Annotated in this window: 16 protein-coding genes; 14 read left to right on the plus strand and 2 right to left on the minus strand. The window is 56.2% G+C overall.

The window, feature by feature from the left end; all coding sequences use genetic code 11:
• Positions 1-64: 64 nt before the first annotated feature.
• Positions 65-883 (minus strand): cytochrome c oxidase subunit II, encoded by an 819-nt coding sequence (gene coxB, locus ACJ5NV_RS00845; protein ID WP_411641548.1) that lies wholly within the window; start codon positions 881-883, stop codon positions 65-67.
• Positions 884-1,062: 179 nt separating this feature from the next.
• Here coxB and tldD point away from each other — a divergent pair, with 179 nt between their 5' ends.
• The 6 genes from tldD (at position 1,063) to ACJ5NV_RS00875 (ending at position 8,730) form a co-directional block, all read left to right on the plus strand.
• Entirely contained in the window at positions 1,063-2,484 is a 1,422-nt protein-coding gene (gene tldD / locus ACJ5NV_RS00850) for a metalloprotease TldD (protein ID WP_411641550.1), read from the plus strand.
• 197 nt (positions 2,485-2,681) lie between these two features.
• Positions 2,682-3,116: a GNAT family N-acetyltransferase gene (locus ACJ5NV_RS00855; RefSeq protein ID WP_411641552.1), complete on the plus strand. Its 435-nt coding sequence runs from the start codon at positions 2,682-2,684 to the stop codon at positions 3,114-3,116.
• A gap of 213 nt (positions 3,117-3,329) precedes the next feature.
• Complete coding sequence (gene dprA, locus ACJ5NV_RS00860) at positions 3,330-4,463, plus strand: DNA-processing protein DprA (protein ID WP_411641554.1); 1,134 nt, start codon at positions 3,330-3,332, stop codon at positions 4,461-4,463.
• A 104-nt stretch (positions 4,464-4,567) separates the two neighbouring features.
• Complete coding sequence (gene topA / locus ACJ5NV_RS00865) at positions 4,568-7,183, plus strand: type I DNA topoisomerase (RefSeq protein ID WP_411641555.1); 2,616 nt, start codon at positions 4,568-4,570, stop codon at positions 7,181-7,183.
• A gap of 219 nt (positions 7,184-7,402) precedes the next feature.
• On the plus strand, positions 7,403-8,107 hold the full coding sequence (locus ACJ5NV_RS00870; RefSeq protein WP_411641557.1) for a CoA transferase subunit A: 705 nt from the start codon (positions 7,403-7,405) through the stop codon (positions 8,105-8,107).
• The gene (locus ACJ5NV_RS00875; RefSeq protein WP_411641558.1) at positions 8,107-8,730 is read left to right on the plus strand and encodes a CoA transferase subunit B; all 624 of its coding nucleotides are present in this window, start codon (positions 8,107-8,109) and stop codon (positions 8,728-8,730) included. Before ACJ5NV_RS00870 ends, ACJ5NV_RS00875 begins: the two co-directional genes overlap by 1 nt.
• 232 nt (positions 8,731-8,962) lie before the next feature.
• Here ACJ5NV_RS00875 and ACJ5NV_RS00880 read toward each other — a convergent pair whose 3' ends face one another.
• Complete coding sequence (locus tag ACJ5NV_RS00880; RefSeq protein WP_411641560.1) at positions 8,963-9,796, minus strand: lytic transglycosylase domain-containing protein; 834 nt, start codon at positions 9,794-9,796, stop codon at positions 8,963-8,965.
• A 338-nt stretch (positions 9,797-10,134) separates the two neighbouring features.
• On the opposite strand from ACJ5NV_RS00880, the gene ACJ5NV_RS00885 reads away from it, so the two are divergent.
• From ACJ5NV_RS00885 to ACJ5NV_RS00920, 8 genes are all read left to right on the plus strand, one after another.
• Positions 10,135-10,326, plus strand: coding sequence for a Flp family type IVb pilin (locus ACJ5NV_RS00885; RefSeq protein ID WP_411641562.1), 192 nt, complete (start codon positions 10,135-10,137; stop codon positions 10,324-10,326).
• A 153-nt stretch (positions 10,327-10,479) separates the two neighbouring features.
• Positions 10,480-10,671 (plus strand): hypothetical protein, encoded by a 192-nt coding sequence (locus ACJ5NV_RS00890; protein ID WP_411641564.1) that lies wholly within the window; start codon positions 10,480-10,482, stop codon positions 10,669-10,671.
• A 398-nt stretch (positions 10,672-11,069) separates the two neighbouring features.
• Complete coding sequence (gene cpaB / locus ACJ5NV_RS00895; RefSeq protein WP_411641565.1) at positions 11,070-11,906, plus strand: Flp pilus assembly protein CpaB; 837 nt, start codon at positions 11,070-11,072, stop codon at positions 11,904-11,906.
• A 213-nt stretch (positions 11,907-12,119) separates the two neighbouring features.
• Entirely contained in the window at positions 12,120-13,568 is a 1,449-nt protein-coding gene (locus tag ACJ5NV_RS00900) for a type II and III secretion system protein family protein (RefSeq protein WP_411641567.1), read from the plus strand.
• A 15-nt stretch (positions 13,569-13,583) separates the two neighbouring features.
• The gene (locus ACJ5NV_RS00905) at positions 13,584-14,237 is read left to right on the plus strand and encodes an OmpA family protein (RefSeq protein ID WP_411641939.1); all 654 of its coding nucleotides are present in this window, start codon (positions 13,584-13,586) and stop codon (positions 14,235-14,237) included.
• Between the two features lie 247 nt (positions 14,238-14,484).
• Entirely contained in the window at positions 14,485-15,729 is a 1,245-nt protein-coding gene (locus ACJ5NV_RS00910) for an AAA family ATPase (protein ID WP_411641569.1), read from the plus strand.
• 11 nt (positions 15,730-15,740) lie between these two features.
• On the plus strand, positions 15,741-17,207 hold the full coding sequence (locus ACJ5NV_RS00915; protein ID WP_411641571.1) for a CpaF family protein: 1,467 nt from the start codon (positions 15,741-15,743) through the stop codon (positions 17,205-17,207).
• Positions 17,208-17,212: 5 nt separating this feature from the next.
• Positions 17,213-18,178, plus strand: a complete 966-nt coding sequence (locus ACJ5NV_RS00920) for a type II secretion system F family protein (protein WP_411641573.1) — start codon at positions 17,213-17,215, stop codon at positions 18,176-18,178.
• Positions 18,179-18,181 lie beyond the last annotated feature (3 nt).

An 18,181-nucleotide genomic window follows, 5' to 3' on the forward strand; every position in this document is an offset into this window, starting at 1 on the left:
CAAGACCCACCTTACGGGGTTGATCTGTCGTAAGGTGGGTCTTGACCCACCCTACCTGAAAGGCTCAGCTTTGGGCTTCTGCCAGCCATGTATCATAGGTTTCCTGGCTCACGACTTTAACCGTGATCGGCATATAGGCGTGATCCTTGCCGCAAAGCTCTGAACATTGGCCGAAATAGATGCCCTCACGCTCTGGCGCGAACCAGAGCTGTGCCAGACGACCGGGCACCGCATCCTGCTTTACGCCAAAGGCGGGAATCGTCCATGAGTGGATGACGTCTGCACCGGTCACCTGCATGACGACCGTCGCACCCACAGGCAGGACAATCGCCCGATCCGTTGCCAGCAGATATTCATTCTGACTGTATCCGTAATCTTCCAGTTCCTCACGGGTCAGCATGAAGCTTTCGAACGACACGCCTTCATCCACATATTCGTAGCCCCAATACCACTGGTAACCGGTCACCTTGATCGTGATGTCGCCTTCTGGAATTTCCTGCTGTTTGAACAGAACCGGCAGCGAGAACGCCCCGATAAAGACCAGAATGACGATAGGCACGACAGTCCACGCGACCTCAAGCGGAGAGTTATGGGTAAAGGTCGCCGGTGTCTTGTTCCGTTTTTCATTATACCGCAGGATCACCCAGATCATCAGGCCAGTGACAAAGAGTGTGATCGCCGTGATAATGACCAGCAGCATCCCATCCAGCCACTGTGCATCGCGGGCAAGCTCGGTCGCGGCAGGCTGAAACCCGGTGGCCCCATCGCGCGGCGCGCCAATAATCTCCAACGGCTGATTCACTTCCTGCGCCAGACTTTGCGATCCGGCCATGATCAGACCCGCTGTTGCCCACAGTGAAGTTGCAAAGGTTTTCAGTCGCATATTCTACCCTAACATCATGGCGCCAAACGCGCGGCTTGCTGGCGGGACCGCCCGACTGCGGACGGAAACCCGTTGTATTCAGGTGCCCATGTCCCATATCCTGATTAACAACTCAAGAACCACTGTTGCGGCAAACGGACGCTTTTACCGCAAATATGCGCGCTGCGCGGGGAAACTACATGTCATCAGATCCGTTCCGGCCGTTTGAAACCAATATTGATCAGGATCAGGCGCATGCACTTCTGCGCGCCGCGACCGATGGGGCCGACGATGGCGAGCTGTTTCTTGAACGGCGCAAGTCAGAGGTGCTGTCCTTTGATGATGGCCGGGTCAAGACCGCCAGCTTCGACGCGTCAGAGGGTTTCGGCCTGCGCGCGGTCAAAGGCGAGACCGTCGGTTACGCCCATTCCACAACAATTGATGAACATGCGCTAAAGCGTGCAGTTGCCACCGCCCGGCTGGCGGTCGGCGATGGCGGCGGCACCTTGGCGGCGGGTCCTGCAGGCACCAATCGCAAACTTTACAGCGACGATGACCCGATCATGGCCTCCACATTTCCTGCGAAAATTGACGTGCTGCGCGAAATCGACGCCTTCGCCCGCCATTTGGACAAGCGGGTCGTGCAGGTTAGCGCGACCCTCGCGGCCTCGCACCAAGAGGTGCTGATTCTGCGCCCTGATGGCACGCTGGTCACAGACACGCGCCCCATGTCCCGAATTAATATCGGCGTGATCGTCGAACAGGACGGGCGGCGCGAAAGTGGCTCAGCTGGCGGCGGTGGTCGCGCGGGGCTGACCCAATTGATCGCCCGCGACAATTGGGAACCTGCCGCGCGCGAGGCTCTGCGTATCGCCTTGGTCAACCTTGAAGCAGAGCCCGCCCCCGCCGGTGTCATGGATGTGGTACTTGGCCCCGGCTGGCCCGGTATTTTGCTGCACGAGGCAATTGGCCACGGGCTGGAAGGCGATTTCAATCGCAAGGGGTCCAGCGCCTTTGCCGGGCTCATGGGCCAGCAGATTGCAGCGAAGGGCGTGACCGTGCTTGACGATGGCACGATCCCGGATCGGCGCGGTTCGATCACCGTTGACGACGAGGGGACACCCTCTGGCAAGAACACCCTGATCGAGGATGGTGTGCTGACCGGCTACATGCAGGATCGACAAAACGCGCGGCTGATGGGCGTCGCCCCGACCGGCAACGGACGCCGCGAAAGCTTTGCCCATGCGCCGATGCCCCGGATGACTAACACTTATATGCTGGCCGGAAATACAGCGCCCAAAACGCTTGTCGCCGACCTGAAAGACGGGATCTATGCGGTTGGTTTTGGCGGTGGGCAGGTCGATATCACAAGTGGAAAATTCGTCTTTTCCTGCACCGAAGCTTATCGCGTGAAAAACGGCGTTGTCGGAGCACCGGTTCGCGGGGCCACCCTGATCGGTGACGGTGCGACCGCGCTACAAAAAATCCGGGGGATCGGTAACGATCTGCAACTCGACCCCGGTATCGGCAATTGCGGCAAGGCGGGTCAATGGGTCCCCGTTGGGGTGGGCCAGCCCAGCCTGCTGATTGGCGGACTTACGATTGGCGGTGCCGCTGCTTGACAGGCAGGGTGGGTCAAGACCCACCTTACGTAAGACCACGTTACGGGTTTAATTGCTAAAGTGTGCGTTGTGTAAGCGGAGTGCAGGCACCCACTTGTCCGGCATCTCGAAATTCAGCTTGCAGAGCTGACACGCCGCAATACCTTGAAGACATGGTTCAGCATCCGCGCCCCATCCCCCATCAAGAGCAAACTGCCGTGGCGTGGCTATGGCACGACGCTTGGCATGAAGCGCATGCCCTGCATGTGCCCTCTGCGCTGACCGCCCTGCGCAATATCCCTTCATTTCTGCGCCGGGTTGTTGACGCGGGTGATCAAGCCCGGACCATCGGAGCTGATGGGAATCCGCTGGGCTTTTGCGCGATCACTGGTCGGCAAATGGAACAACTTTTCGTCGCATCAGCGGCGCGCGGGTCGGGTGTGGCAGCGGCATTGCTAAAAGATGCTGAACAGCGTTTGTATGCCACAGGCGTAGTATCGGCCTATCTGCATTGCTTACCACAGAACACGACGGCCATCCGGTTTTACGAAAAGATGGGCTGGGTCGGCACCGACCTGCATCCAGTCGAGCTGACAACCAGTGCAGGGCCATTCGTTTTAGACTGCATCGTTTTCACGAAGTCGCTTTCGTGACTAAGGGGCGGTCACAGGATCAGTCTGGATCTGGCGCGCATGCCAGATTTCGCTAAGCATCGCGCGACCCGTTCTTTGCGACAAATAATTAGCGATGCTGTTCAGCATGTTAGCATGGCGCCGCGAAAATATCGAAAATTCACAGAGCCCCGTTCATATCTCATTAACCCTAACGATCTAATTCTGATCGGGCAATATGGCGGAGTTCAACGGATGGCTGGAACAAAGACTTCTTCCACTCACCCCCCACTCCTACCCACCACGGAAGAGGATACGGTCGACCGGCTCCGCCTATTGCGCTCACGTCGGGTTGGCGTGGTGACCTACCGTCGGCTGCTGGCAGAACACGGCAGCGCGCGCGAGGCGCTGAATGCGCTGCCCGAGGTCGCACAAGCCGCTGGTGTGTCGCACTATGAACCCTGCCCGCCAGGTGTTGTGCTTGCCGAAATGAAAGCAGGTCAGGCCGCCGGGGCGCGGCTGATTATGGAGGGTGATGCCGACTACCCTGTCGCACTATCCGATATCTCTGACGCGCCACCAATACTGTGGATCATTGGCAATGCCACCCTGTTGCGTAGGCCGATGATCGCGCTTGTCGGCGCACGCAACGCATCCTCCCTTGGGACACGCATGGCCAAACGGCTTGCTGAAGACCTGACACTTGCGGGCTATGTCGTTGTGTCGGGCCTTGCTCGCGGCATAGATACTGCCGCCCATCACGGTGCGCTGCAAGGCGGGACCGTGGCCGTGCAAGCTGGCGGTGTCGATGTCATCTACCCGGCCGAAAACACGCAACTGTCAGAGGATATCGCAAAGTCCGGGCTGCGCCTGTCGGAAATGCCCATCGGGCTGAAACCGCAGGCGCGCCATTTTCCGGCACGCAACCGGATTATCTCAGGCCTATCGCAAGCAGTTGTCGTCGTCGAAGCCGCCGCCAAATCCGGCAGCCTGATCACCGCACGCAACGCGCTGGATCAAGCGCGTGATGTGCTGGCCGTGCCCGGCCATCCGTTTGACGCGCGCGCCTCTGGCTGCAACATGCTGCTGCGTGACGGGGCAACGCTGATCCGCAACGCCGCTGACGTGATCGAGGCCCTGCAACCGGTGGCACCAATAGAACCTGAACGGCCGGTCACGATCGAAAAACCAGCGGCCAAACCATTGCATGACGTTGCGCGCCTGCACGACGAAATCCTGTCGCGGCTTGGCCCCGCCCCCATGGCCGAAGACCAGCTGATCCGCGATGTTGCCGCCCCCGCAACCAAGGTCGCACCGGTGCTCGTCGATCTTGAACTGGAAGGCAAAATCGCGCGCCAGGCAGGTGGGTTGCTATCCCGCGTGGTTTGAAAACCCGCCCAAAATGGTCAAAGATTTTTCGCCTCATTGACATTCACAATCGAGACGCCACATCTTGCGCGACTTAATAACCCACTCACATATCAAGGATTCTCATGCCTGTTGTCGTCGTCGAATCCCCAGCCAAGGCAAAGAAAATAAACGGTTATCTGGGTCAGGACTATACGGTTCTGGCGTCATATGGGCATGTGCGTGATCTGCCGCCCAAGGACGGATCCGTGCTGCCTGACGATGATTTCGCCATGAAATGGGAGGTCGCAAGCGACAGTAAAAAGCATCTCAAGGCGATTATTGACGCGCTGAAAGACGACCCTGCACTGATTCTCGCCACCGACCCCGACCGCGAAGGCGAAGCGATCAGCTGGCACCTGACCGAGGCCCTGACCGCCCGCAAGGCGATCAAGAAAGACACCCCCGTCAGTCGGGTTGTGTTCAACGCCATCACCAAATCGGCCGTGACCGAAGCGATGAAAAACCCACGCCAGGTCGACCAGCCATTGGTCGATGCTTATCTGGCGCGGCGCGCGCTGGACTATCTGGTGGGTTTCAACCTGTCCCCGGTGCTCTGGCGCAAATTGCCCGGCGCGAAATCAGCGGGCCGCGTGCAATCCGTCTGTCTGCGACTGATCGTCGAACGCGAGATGGAGATCGAAGCGTTCCGTAATCAGGAATATTGGACAGTTAAGGCGCTGCTTCAGACACCGCGCGGCCAAACATTCGAAGCACGGCTGACCACTCTTGCGGGCAAGAAGCTCGACAAATTCGATCTGGCCAATGCGACGCAGGCCGAAATGGCCGTTCAGGCGATCAACTCTCGCGATCTGATCGTCAAATCGGTTGAGGCGAAGCCTGCCACCCGCAACCCCTCGCCGCCTTTCATGACCTCGACCTTGCAGCAGGAAGCCAGCCGCAAGTTCGGCATGGGCGCGCGGCAAACGATGAGTGTCGCACAGCGTCTGTATGAGGCAGGGTTGATCACCTATATGCGGACCGATGGGATCGACATGGCCCCAGAAGCCGTGACCAGCGCCCGTGATGCGATAAAGACCAAATTCGGCGCCGAATATCTGCCCGACCAGCCGCGCATCTATAAAAACAAGGCGAAGAACGCGCAGGAAGCGCACGAATGTATCCGCCCGACAGAAATGTCCGTCAGTACAGAAGACGCGAAAATCGCCGATGCGGATCAGCGCAAACTTTATGATCTGATCTATAAGCGCACCATGGCCAGCCAAATGGCAGCGGCGCGGCTTGAACGTACCGTGGTCGATATCGCCAGCAAAGACGAACAGGTCATCCTGCGCGCTAATGGTCAGGTCATGCTGTTTGAAGGTTTCATCGCGGTCTATGAAGAAGGCAAGGATGACAGCGTCATTGATGATGACGACAAGCGCCTGCCACAACTCACCGAAGGCGATACAACCGACAAGAAGTCCGTCGATCCCGAACAGCACTTCACCCAGCCCCCGCCGCGTTATACCGAGGCGACGCTCGTCAAACGGATGGAAGAGCTCGGCATTGGCCGCCCATCAACCTATGCGTCCATCGTGACGACAATTCAGGATCGCGGCTATGTGGAAAAAGACAAGAATCGCCTGATTCCGCAGGATAAGGGGCGGCTGGTGACGGCGTTTCTTGAAAACTACTTCCGCAAATATGTGGGCTATGATTTCACCGCCGATCTGGAAAACCAGCTGGATGAGGTCAGCGCAGGCGACGCCAACTATAAAAAGGTGCTGGGGCAATTCTGGCGCGATTTTTCCGCAGCGATTGCTGAAACTGCCGATCTGCGCATCACAGAGGTGCTGGAAAAGATTAACGAAGTGCTTGAACCACATCTTTTCCCACCGTTAGAGGATGGCGGCGACCCACGCCTGTGCCCCAATTGCGGCGCGGGCCGCCTGTCAATGCGCACCGCGCGGTCCGGCGGGGCATTCATCGGCTGTTCGAATTATCCCGAATGCCGCTATACTCGCCCATTCGGTCCACCCGATCCGGAAGCCGAAGCCAGCGCGATCCCCCCCGAAGGCAAGCTGCTTGGCACTGATCAGGACGACGAAATCCGTGTTTTCAAAGGTCGATTTGGCCCTTACGTGCAGCGCGGTGCTGTGACCGAAGATAACAAAAAGCCCCCGCGCACCGGTGTGCCCGAAGGTTGGCAACCGGAAGAAATCGGTCTGCCAGAGGCACTGAAACTGCTGGAACTGCCCCGGTTGCTCGGGACGCACCCCGAAGACGGGGTGAATGTCTGGGCCAATCTGGGGCGCTACGGTCCCTACCTTAAGCATGCCGAAAGCACATCTTTCAAAGGCGGCACCAACGCGAATCTCGAAACCGTCGAAGATGTCTGGGAAGTCGGGATGAACCGTGCGGTGCAGTTGCTGGCCGAAAAGGTCGCCTCGCGCGGGTCACGCGGCAAGGCGGCGACGCCGATCCGCGAACTCGGCGACCACCCAGAGGCGGGCGGCCCCGTCAATATATATGACGGAAAATATGGACCCTACGTCAAATGGGAAAAGATCAACGCAACGATCCCCGACACAATTGAAACGGACGAACTGACCCTCGCACAGGCGATCGACCTGATCGATGCCCGCGCGGCGAAATCCGGGAAGAAAGTCACGAAGAAGAAAGCCCCGGCTAAAAAACCTGCAGCCAAAAAGAAGACAGCGGCCAAAGCACCTGCGAAGAAGAAAGCTTCGAAAAGCTGAAGCGAGAACCTTTTGATGTGATCGCGACTTCATTCTTCAGTAACAATGGAGAATTGACATGCCTATCATCCTTTGGCTTCTCGGCGTGCCCCTCGGTCTGATCATCCTACTCGCGCTGTTCGGATTTTTCTGATTCAGGGGTAATGCTGCACTGCCGCAACTTGACATCGCCTGCAAAGCCCCACAGGTTTTGCAGGCGTTTTCACAAGGGGGGAGCACATGCAGAAAATTTATCCCGACGCCGCATCCGCACTAGATGGTCTTTTGCGCGACGGTATGTTCATTGCGGCGGGGGGCTTTGGCCTATGCGGCATTCCGGAACTGCTATTACAGGCGATCAAAGAGGCAGGGACCAAGGACCTGACCTTTGCGTCCAACAATGCCGGTGTCGATGATTTCGGTATCGGAATTCTGTTGCAAACGCGGCAAGTCAAAAAGATGATTAGCTCTTACGTCGGCGAAAACGCCGAATTCATGCGCCAGTATCTGAGCGGTGAGCTGGAGCTGGAGTTCAACCCCCAGGGCACATTGGCCGAACGTATGCGCGCCGGTGGCTGCGGCATTCCCGGCTTCTATACCAAGACCGGCGTTGGCACGGTGATTGCCGAGGGCAAGGAACACAAAGATTTCGACGGTCAGACATATATCATGGAGCGCGGCATCTTTGCGGACCTCGCCATCGTGAAGGCCTGGAAAGCGGATGAGACCGGTAACTTGGTTTTCCGCAAGACCGCCCGCAACTTCAATCCACCCGCCGCTATGTGCGGCAAGACCTGTGTGGTTGAAGTGGAAGAGATCGTACCTACCGGCAGCCTTGACCCCGATCACATCCACCTGCCCGGCATCTATGTGCACCGGATCATTCAGGGTGACCATGAAAAGCGGATCGAACAACGCACAACCCGCAAGCGGGAGGACGCATAATGCCTTGGGATCGTAATCAGATGGCCGCGCGCGCGGCGGAAGAACTGCAAGACGGCTGGTATGTGAACCTTGGCATCGGCATCCCGACGCTGGTGGCCAACTATGTCGGCGAAAAGGATATCACCCTGCAATCCGAAAACGGCATGCTGGGCATGGGCCCCTTTCCTTTCGAGGGTGCCGAAGACCCGGACCTGATCAATGCAGGCAAGCAAACCATCACAGAGCTGAACCGGACATCCTATTTCGATAGCGCCACGTCCTTTGGGATGATCCGTGGAGGCAAGATTGCCGCGGCGATTCTGGGCGCGATGGAGGTGGCTGAAAACGGTGATCTCGCGAACTGGATGATCCCGGGCAAGCTGGTCAAAGGCATGGGCGGGGCCATGGACCTCGTCGCAGGTGTGGGCCGCGTGATCGTGGTCATGGATCACCAGAACAAAGCCGGCGCAAGTAAGCTGCTCAAGGAATGTACACTGCCGCTCACGGGTGCAGGTGTCGTGGACCGGATCATCACCAATCTGGGCGTGTTGGATGTAGTCAAGGGCGGATTGAAAATCGTCGAATGCGCTGATGGCGTGACAGAGGACGAGCTGCGCGCCGCGACCGAGGCAACGATTATCTGACCTTGCCAGCGAACTTGTGGGCTACGCCCGCGAAAACCACTCTTTCATCCGCACGGGGCGGGTGAAAGAAAACTGACCGCTCATATCGCCGAACAACGCCATCACTTACAGCGTTTCGATTTCAACTTGAGGTACCAGGCATCACAAATCGCGTTCGACCGATAGGAAGAGGCAGCGAATTGTGATTCAAGTAAAAATCGAAATGCTTTAGAATGGCGAGACTGTTCGCGGCCTAAATCCCGCCCACATGGAATACACAGCCATCCGTGATCAGCTCGGGCGGCGTCTGGCACAGCCCCTTCGCCACCTGCCATGCAGCAAGTACCTTGGGCACATAGGCACGTGTTTCCGCGAATGGCGGCACCCCTTCGTGGCGGGCCACATTTCCCTCGCCCGCATTATATCCGGCCAAAACAAGGACTGGATCATTGCCAAAATGTCCAAGCAGCCACGAAAGATAGGCAACACCGCCCTTGATGTTGTCAGCCGGGTCCGTCCTGTCCACGACGCCGAAACGGGCTGCCGTCGCGGGCATAAGCTGCATCAGCCCGGTCGCACCCGCAGAGCTGACAGCGTCGGCATGCCCCGCGCTTTCAACTGAAATCACGGCAAGGACCAGCGCGGGGGATACATTCGTTCCAACCGTCTCGCGCAGGATCTGTGCGCCGTGCAAGGCCGCGAGGTCCTGCAAGCGCTGCAACCGCGGCGCACTAACACCCCTGCCCCCTGGTGGGTTATTAATCTGGTTCATCGCCAGTTCCAGCCGGGCCGGGCTCGCGTCAAAAAGGCTGGCAGATACTTTTTCCCAGAACCAGTCAATTTCGGGGTTTACCGGCAGCGATGGGACCTGCGCCGCAGCGGGAATAGCCTTCTCGGGGTCGGCGTAAACCGGACCCAGCCGTGGGGCGTTCGGATCAACCTGTACATTGATACGACCAGAGGTCGTCGAAGGCAGGCCAACGCGCCTGAAAGTGAAGTCCGGCTGCAACCGTTCAACCTCTGCCATCACCGGCGTTGTGACGGCAATCATGGTGATTAGGGCCAACCCTATGATCTGACGACTCATTTTTCTGTCCCGCTCGACTTTTTGTTAGACTCAGCATGGCATATTCCCGCCAAAACGCCAGTTTAGGGCGAACAATTGCGATTATTTGCACCGATTGCGGACTTTTAAGCAACGCTCAACCGGTGGCATTAAGGAAATTATGGTAAAAAATAACCTACAAAACAATATCTTAACGATTTTTTGGTAAAAAATTTGGGGCCGTCAGAAAAAACGCCAAACGCGTCAAACTCCCGCCCCATTCCCAAGGCTATATAAGCTCATCCAAGACGGGAAGCGATCATCGCAAAGCCCGGCGAGGAAGAGAATGAACCCTAGCAATACCCTGAGGAGGGACTAACATGCTTAACTTTATCAAAAACTTCCGCAACGACGAAGACGGTGCCGTGACTGTTGACTTCGTGGTTCTGACTGCTGCCATCGTTCTGATGGGTCTGGCTGTTGGTACTGCTATCAGCGGTGCCGCACAAAACCTGGGTGGTGCCATCGCTGACAACGTCAACGCTCAGAACGTTGCACCACCAACAAACTAAGCACATACTGCACATCACTGCAAACCGTGCAGTGTCGTAAATATAAAAAGCGCGGCACAACAGTGCCGCGCTTTTTTTAAGCCTAACAGCGTTGGAATTTAACATTTGTTAATCTGCTGACGTCTAAGTGTTTACGACAAAAGGAAGCCTACAGTGCTACACTATACACACCAATATCTGCGCAGATTTCGCACATCTGAAAGCGGTGCAGTTACGACGGACTTCGCTGTCTTGGTCGCTGCCACAGTTTTGATGGGCTTTGCCGTTGTTGGCACTTTCAACGACGAAACCGTGGCTAAATCTGATGAAATCGCCAAGGCGATTGATGATCAAAAAGTACAGTAGACATCGCCGAAAATGCTTCGAACTTTGCGATAGCGCACCAGATGCCTCGCTTGCTGCGTGGCAATTTAGCGTTGTTAAAACAACGAAAATCAGGCGACGAGTGCCGTTCCGCCATCATCTGGTGTATGGTTGAGCATCAAATCGCCGAAGTTAGCCCCACACAACTGAAATCGTGTCTAAAGTGATAGACGCATACCTAACGAAGGTAATAGACCATTGGTACTTCTGGTCTATGGTTTACAAGTGAACAGCCACAAACGAGGCCGAGATACTCACTGTCGTCTTGCCCGCTACGAGCAAGTCAATACAGGCTGAGCAGGACTAGATTTTTGCTGTGGGTCGTGTCACGCCGAAGAACGTGACCCATTCTCACGAAACGGACAAAACGAGGTAAAATAATGCGCGCAGTTTTTGGATTGGTGCTCTTGGTAGGGATGGGTCTGGCCGGTTTCGCCGTGTATATGGTGAAAGGATATTTTGACAGTCAGTCAGTGGCTCTTGAGAGAGAGCGTCAGAGATCCGCGAGCGCGATCGTCACTGTCGATGTATATGCGCCAAACCGCGTACTCACATATGGTGACGTGCTGACACCTGAGGATGTCAAGATCATACAATATGCGCGAGAATATCTTCCAGAAGGAACATTCCAGACCGAAGAACAGTTATTTTCGGCTGGTCCAGAGATTCCCCGTGTTGTGACCCTTCCCATGCAGATCAACGAGCCTATCCTGATGTCGAAAGTGACCGAACCCGGCGCAAGCCGTGGGTTGACCGCTCTGGTAGACCCAGGGATGCGCGCCTTTCCAATTTCGGGGCGGGTTGCGTCGGGTTTCGGTGCGCTACGGCCGAATGATCGAATCGACATCTATTGGACCGGACGCCTGCGCAACGGTCGCGAGGTTACAAACCTGTTGAAATCTGGTCTGGAAATTATTGCCGTTACAGGCGACGACGCCCGTGGCAACGCTCAGAATGTCGTGGTGCAGGTCACGCCGGAAGAAGTCGCTCTTCTCACGCAAGCGGATAACAGCGGTAGCCTTACGCTGTCCCTCGTCGGCAGTGGAGATGTCAGCACCGCAGAGGCGATTACAGTCGACACATCCGCCATTACAGGCGAGGAGGACGTTGTCGTAGAGCAGGCACCTGAGCCAGAGCCCGAAGCGCAGGTCTGCTACCGCACAGAGCGGCGTGGAACCGAGCGCGTGCAGATCGAGACCGCATGCACCGACTACTGAAAAAGCTACATTTGGAGTAGACTTAAGAGGCGCCCCGATCTTCAGGGCGCCTTTTTCATTGTTACGCTGGAAGTAAAGTGTTGCGCGTTATCCACATTCGTTTCACCTGCCAACCTATTGATTATTGCAATAAATGCGGAACTACCGCATGGTCAGAAAATCATGGGCACTTAAGACCCGTAAACGAGGCGTGATCGGAGAGGCAGGTCACTTATGAAGTATGATAGATTTATCAAAGCCGCACTTACCGGCTTGACGCTGTCGCTTTCTGCGGCAGCACCAACCATGGCACCGGCCGAAACGTTGCGCGTTCTGCGCGGCGCGGCATCCAGTGCTCTTAACGTCCCGATGAATCGGGCCGTTGTTGTGGAAAGCGATGTTCCTTTTACTGAACTATCCATTGCCAATCCCGGCATCGCAGACATTTCTTCCTTGTCTGACCGGACAATTTACGTGCTTGGGAAAGAACCAGGCCGGACCACGCTGACCCTTCTGGGGACAGATGGCCGTCTGATCACCAATGTCGACGTACATGTTTCCCCGGATATGGCAGAATTCAAAGAGCGTCTAACGCAAATTCTGCCCGGCGAAAACATCGAAGTCCGCACTGCGAATGATGGCATTGTGCTGTCGGGCACAGTCAGCTCGATCGCAAGGCTTGACCGGGCGCTTGATCTGGCGAACCGCTATGCACCTGATCGGGTGTCCAACCTGATGACAGTTGGCGGCACACAGCAAGTCATGCTGAAAGTACGTTTTGCAGAGATGCAACGCACAGTCAGCAAGGCGCTTTCGTCTTCGATAGCCCTGAATGGCCGCACAAATGCGACCAATATCATCGGCGGCACAGGCTCTGGTGGTGTTGGCTCTCTTCCTGCGGGTGAGAATGAATCCGATGGCTTCCGTGCTGTGCCGAATTTGCTTACGTCAAGCAATGATAGCACCGGGGCATTCAGCTTTGGGTTTGGCGCAGGCAATTTGGGCGTCGAAGTCCTGATTGAGGCTCTTGAGTCAAAAGGCGTTGTGCGCTCGTTGGCAGAACCCAATCTGACAGCACTCAGCGGTCAGCAAGCAACCTTCCTTGCCGGCGGAGAATACCCCGTTCCGGTCAGTCAGGATGACGGTGCAGTCAGCGTCGAATATAAACCATTCGGTATTGAGCTGAACTTCATTCCCCGTGTTGTCGACGGTGACGTCATCAATCTGGAGCTTGTGGCTGCGGTCTCATCCATCGACCCATCCAATGGTGTTCAGCTTGGTGGGTTTGCCATTGATGCCTTCAGCCGTCGGGAAACATCGACTACGGTGGAAATGCGCGATGGTGAAAGCTTCGCCATTGCCGGCCTGCTACAGGATGATTTCACTGACCTGAATGGTCAGGTGCCATGGATCGGCGACGTGCCTATCTTGGGTGCCCTGTTCCGCAGCTCGGAATATCGTCGGAACCAAACCGAACTGGTCATCATCATCACACCGCATCTGGTAAGCCCGACACGTGGGCAGGCCTATGCGCTGCCGACTGACCGAGTACGCCCCCCGACCGAGCAGGACCTGTTCCTCTTTGGCCGTGTGGCTAGGAATGATGCACCCACACGTGGTGGTGCAGGCGAAGTGGCACGCCAGGACTTTAGCGGGTCCTACGGCTATGTCCTGGATGAATGATTGGAGTGCATGTCAATGAAATACCTGATGACAACGGCAGTTGCCGCAATCGCACTCGCAGGGTGCGCCAATACGGACCCGAATTCGAACTTCTATAACGAAGCGGGTGCACAGCTCGACAGTGGTGACTTTGGCAACGCCACCATGAACAACTTGTTGGTTCAGACTGGGCAGCAGGACTATACGATCAATCTGGCGCGTCGTTTTGCGTCAGACGTGAACTCCACCGTGAACTTTGCTTTCAACTCGACGCAGTTGGATGCGGATGCCCGGGCTATCCTGCTACGCCAGGCGGACTGGATCCGTCAGTTTCCAGAGGTCCACTTCCGGGTCTATGGGCACACTGACCTTGTAGGCGGCAATGCCTACAACCGGTCGCTGGGTCTGCGCCGTGCACAGACCGTCGTGGCATTCCTGACATCTCAGGGAATCGACCGTAGCCGTCTGGAAGCAGTCGCTTCCTTTGGTGAAACACGCCCCGTCGTGGAAACACCAAACCCTGAACGCCGTAACCGGCGGACAGTCACAGAAGTCTCCGGATTCGTTGAAAGCGATCCGATGCTTTTGAACGGAAAATACGCGCAAATTATCTTCCGTGACTACGTGGCAAGCGCCATTCCGCCGCAAGGTGTGCAAGAAACGGCAATCGCCACCGGCGCAGGCGGCTAAATTCTGCCTATTGTTGACGCCGCACATACAGTGCGGCGTCAACACTCTTACGAGATTCCCAAGATCGTCGCATTAAACCGCACAATTACGATCTTTTTGTCCAAATCTGGACATTATTACCCCCGATAGTTGACCTAATATTCGATCTGCCGCCTTCGGGCGGCTGGCGTGCTCATTTGATCCCTTGGCCCTCACCGTCAAACGGATCATAAATGAACATGCCACAAACTGATGAGGACGATTGACCATGAGCACCAGCCCGGTCGTTCAACACGACCCACCACCGATTGTCGCTTGCACAATCAGCCGCGATGTTCAGATTTTTGATCTACTGATCGAGGATATGGAGGCCGCGCTCGGTGATTCATGGGGTGACCTGAGCTTTGACGACGCAGCTGCGTTTCTGAGCCAGCCAGAGGCACGCAGCCTGCAATTTGTTACTATCGCGATGGACGCGAATGATGAAGATGACCTTACCAAAGTCTCTGAAATCATCAGCACAGCCAAAGCTGCGAAAATTAAAGTCATCCTGATCGCAGAGGATGTCAGCCCAACAGTATTGCACCAGTTGCTGCGCGAAGGCGGCGATGAATTCGTCCCCTACCCTCTTCCGGAAAATGAACTCGCCCGCGCGATTGAGCGGGTACTGACCGCCGAAGAGCCGACAGTCGCGACCGATGGAACGAAGAAATTCAAACCAACGGGCGACCGCTCCGGCGTCGTGATCCCGGTCCATGGACTGGCAGGCGGCACAGGCGCTACAATGATGGCAGTCAATCTGGCCTGGGAACTGGCGAATATCCAAAAGGACGACGCTCCCAAAGTCTGTCTACTTGATCTCGATTTCCAGTTCGGAACCGCATCAACCTATCTCGATCTGCCGCGCCGTGAAGCCGTGCTTGAAATGCTGACCGACACCGAAAACATGGACAGCGAGGCCTTCATGCAGGCCCTGCTGACGTTTGGCGAAAAGCTTTTCGTACTGACCTCGCCCACGGATATGATCCCGCTAGACATGATCACGCCCGAAGATATCGAACGCGTGATTGAAATGGCCCGCGTCAATTTCGATTATGTGATTGTCGATATGCCGTCCACAATGGTGGAGTGGTCCCAGACGGTTCTCGAGATGGCCCACGTCTATTTCGCAATGATCGAACTGGACATGCGCTCTGCTCAGAACACGCTGCGGATCAAACGCGCGCTGCAGTCAGAGGATCTGCCCTTCGAAAAAATCCGCTTCGTGCTGAACCGTGCGCCCGGCTTTACCGATCTCAATGGGAAAAGCCGGGTCAAACGCCTCTCGGAAAGCCTTGGGATCGCGATTGAGGTTCTTTTGCCTGATGGCGGCAAGCCTGTGATGCAAAGTGCAGACCATGGTTCCCCCATGGCGGAGGGGATTCCTAAGAACCCGTTGCGTAAGGAAATTTTGAAACTTGCGACGTCAGTGCATGAAGTCAACCAGGCCGACGTAGTAGACCGCAGAGCTTAAGAGGCAATCAGATGTTTTCGAAATACAAGAAACCCAACGCGCCAAAAGACGCGCCGGGAAGCGGGGCTTCCAAGCCTGCGGCAGGCAAGATAAATGTTGCGCCAGTTGCTGCGGCCAAGCCTGACCCGTCGCGCCAACAACTGATGAAAGCGATGCCGCCCAAACGCGCGGCAGAGGCCGGTTCCGGAGACAAGGAAAAGCGGCGCAAGCAGCGTCTGGGCGAAATCAAACTGGAACTGCACAAATCGCTTCTCGACAATCTGAACCTTGCCGCGCTTGAAACCGCGACGGAACAGGAACTGCGTCAGGAAATCAACGCGATTGCCAACGAATCCCTCGAAGAAATGGGAATCGTGCTGAACCGCGATGAACGTCAGACGCTCAGCCAGGATCTGTTCTTCGAGGTGACGGGCCTTGGTCCGCTAGAGACCTTGCTGAAAGACGAAACCGTCAACGATATCTTGGTAAACGGCCCACAACAGATTTTCGTAGAACGTGACGGTAAGCTGCAACTGACCGACATCACCTTCAAGGATGAACGGCACCTGCTGCGGATCATCGATAAGATCGTGTCCGCGGTCGGCCGACGGGTCGACGAAAGCAACCCCTATGTTGACGCCCGTCTTGCTGACGGTTCACGTTTCAACGCAATGGTTCCGCCCATCGCGGTGGATGGGTCGCTCGTCTCCATTCGTAAGTTCAAAAAGGACAAGCTCGGCATCGAAGAGCTGGTTAAATTTGGCGCCTTCACCGAAGAAATGGCCGCCTACCTTCAGGCCGCCGTCTCGACCCGTCTGAACGTGATCGTGTCAGGCGGTACGGGTTCTGGTAAAACGACCACACTGAACGCATTGTCAGGCTTTATCGACGATGCCGAACGTATTCTAACGATCGAGGATACGGCGGAACTTCAGCTGCAACAGACCCATGTGGGCCGGATGGAAAGCCGCCCACCAAACGTTGAAGGCAAGGGTGGCGTCAGCCAGCGCGATTGTCTGAAAAACGCCCTGCGGATGCGTCCTGACCGGATCATTGTGGGGGAAACCAGGGGCGAAGAAGTTATCGACATGTTGCAGGCCATGAACACGGGTCACGATGGATCAATGACCACGATCCACGCCAACTCGGCCCGTGATGGTGTATCGCGTCTGGAAAACATGATCGCCATGGCCGGGATCGAAATGCCCATCAAAGCGATGCGCAGCCAGATTTCATCGGCTGTTAACTTGATCGTGCAAGCTTCGCGCTTGCAAGATGGTTCGCGTCGAATGGTCTCGATCACCGAGATTACCGGGATGGAAGGTGACGTTATTTCCATGCAGGAAATCTTTCGCTACCAGCGTGTTGGCCTGACGCCAGACAACAAAATTATCGGGCACTTCACCGCAACGGGCGTGCGCAGCCACTTCTCTGAACGCTTCAAGCTGTGGGGCTACGATCTGCCGCCTGCAATCTTTGAACCGATGGTCGCGGAGTAACACGCATGATTTCTGCAGAACCAATCATCTACATTTTGATCTTTATTGCCGTTCTGGCGCTTGTCCAAGGGGCGTATCTCGTCATTTTCGGCAAGTCGATCAGCATGGACGGCAAGGTCAACCGCCGCCTTGATATGCTCGACAAGGGCGGCAACCGCGAACAAGTGCTCGACCAGCTGCGCAAGGAAATGACGCAGCACATGAAGTCGCAAAGCATCCCGATCTATTCGATCCTTGCGACGAAGGCGCAGAAGGCAAATATCGCTTTCACGCCGCCGCAAATCATACTCGTGATGGCTGTCGTCAGCTTTGCAGCATTCATCATGCTGACGATGCTGACCCAAGTCGGCTTTGCGGTTCGTCTGCTGGTTGCAATCCTGATGGGTGTGGGTGGCGTCTATGTCTGGATCAACAACAAAGCGACCAAACGGATGGCGATGCTGGACGAACAGCTGCCCGAAGCAGTGGAACTAATGGTGCGCTCGCTGCGTGTCGGTCACCCTTTCTCCAATGCGGTTTCAATCGTCGCCAAAGAGGTAGCCGATCCGCTCGGCACTGAAATGGGGATGATCTCGGATGAGGCCGCATATGGCCGCGATATGGGCGAGACACTGAAAGCCATGGCCGAACGTCTCGACAGCCAAGATATGCGTTTCCTAGCGGTCGCTGTGACCATTCAGCAGACATCTGGTGGTAACCTCGCGGAAATTCTTGACGGTCTGGCCAAGGTGATCCGGGCGCGCTTCCGGCTTTTCCGCCGGGTGGCCGCGATCACGGCAGAAGCGAAATGGTCAGGCAAGTTGCTATCGGCTTTCCCGATCCTTGCACTGATCTTGATCACGCTTGTCAAGCCGGACTATTTCGATGAGGTCATGGAAAGTTCGTACTTCATTCCAGCCTGTTTCGTCATCTCGATCTTCCTCGTGCTAAACCTGATCGTCATGCGCGCGCTCGTTAACATCAAAGTCTGAGGA

The organism is Loktanella agnita, from assembly GCF_046640325.1.
Taxonomy (GTDB): domain Bacteria; phylum Pseudomonadota; class Alphaproteobacteria; order Rhodobacterales; family Rhodobacteraceae; genus Yoonia; species Yoonia agnita.

Excerpts from the sequence above, each read along its gene's own strand:
- ACJ5NV_RS00905 (WP_411641939.1), top strand. The coding sequence starts at position 13,584 with ATGAAATACCTGATGACAACGGCAGTTGCCGCAATCGCACTCGCAGGG.
- tldD (WP_411641550.1), top strand. The coding sequence starts at position 1,063 with ATGTCATCAGATCCGTTCCGGCCGTTTGAAACCAATATTGATCAGGAT.
- ACJ5NV_RS00885 (WP_411641562.1), top strand. The coding sequence starts at position 10,135 with ATGCTTAACTTTATCAAAAACTTCCGCAACGACGAAGACGGTGCCGTG.
- ACJ5NV_RS00910 (WP_411641569.1), top strand. The coding sequence starts at position 14,485 with ATGAGCACCAGCCCGGTCGTTCAACACGACCCACCACCGATTGTCGCT.
- coxB (WP_411641548.1), bottom strand. The coding sequence starts at position 883 with ATGCGACTGAAAACCTTTGCAACTTCACTGTGGGCAACAGCGGGTCTG.
- ACJ5NV_RS00920 (WP_411641573.1), top strand. The coding sequence starts at position 17,213 with ATGATTTCTGCAGAACCAATCATCTACATTTTGATCTTTATTGCCGTT.
- ACJ5NV_RS00875 (WP_411641558.1), top strand. The coding sequence starts at position 8,107 with ATGCCTTGGGATCGTAATCAGATGGCCGCGCGCGCGGCGGAAGAACTG.
- ACJ5NV_RS00870 (WP_411641557.1), top strand. The coding sequence starts at position 7,403 with ATGCAGAAAATTTATCCCGACGCCGCATCCGCACTAGATGGTCTTTTG.
- ACJ5NV_RS00900 (WP_411641567.1), top strand. The coding sequence starts at position 12,120 with ATGAAGTATGATAGATTTATCAAAGCCGCACTTACCGGCTTGACGCTG.
- ACJ5NV_RS00915 (WP_411641571.1), top strand. The coding sequence starts at position 15,741 with ATGTTTTCGAAATACAAGAAACCCAACGCGCCAAAAGACGCGCCGGGA.
- topA (WP_411641555.1), top strand. The coding sequence starts at position 4,568 with ATGCCTGTTGTCGTCGTCGAATCCCCAGCCAAGGCAAAGAAAATAAAC.
- ACJ5NV_RS00880 (WP_411641560.1), bottom strand. The coding sequence starts at position 9,796 with ATGAGTCGTCAGATCATAGGGTTGGCCCTAATCACCATGATTGCCGTC.
- dprA (WP_411641554.1), top strand. The coding sequence starts at position 3,330 with ATGGCTGGAACAAAGACTTCTTCCACTCACCCCCCACTCCTACCCACC.
- cpaB (WP_411641565.1), top strand. The coding sequence starts at position 11,070 with ATGCGCGCAGTTTTTGGATTGGTGCTCTTGGTAGGGATGGGTCTGGCC.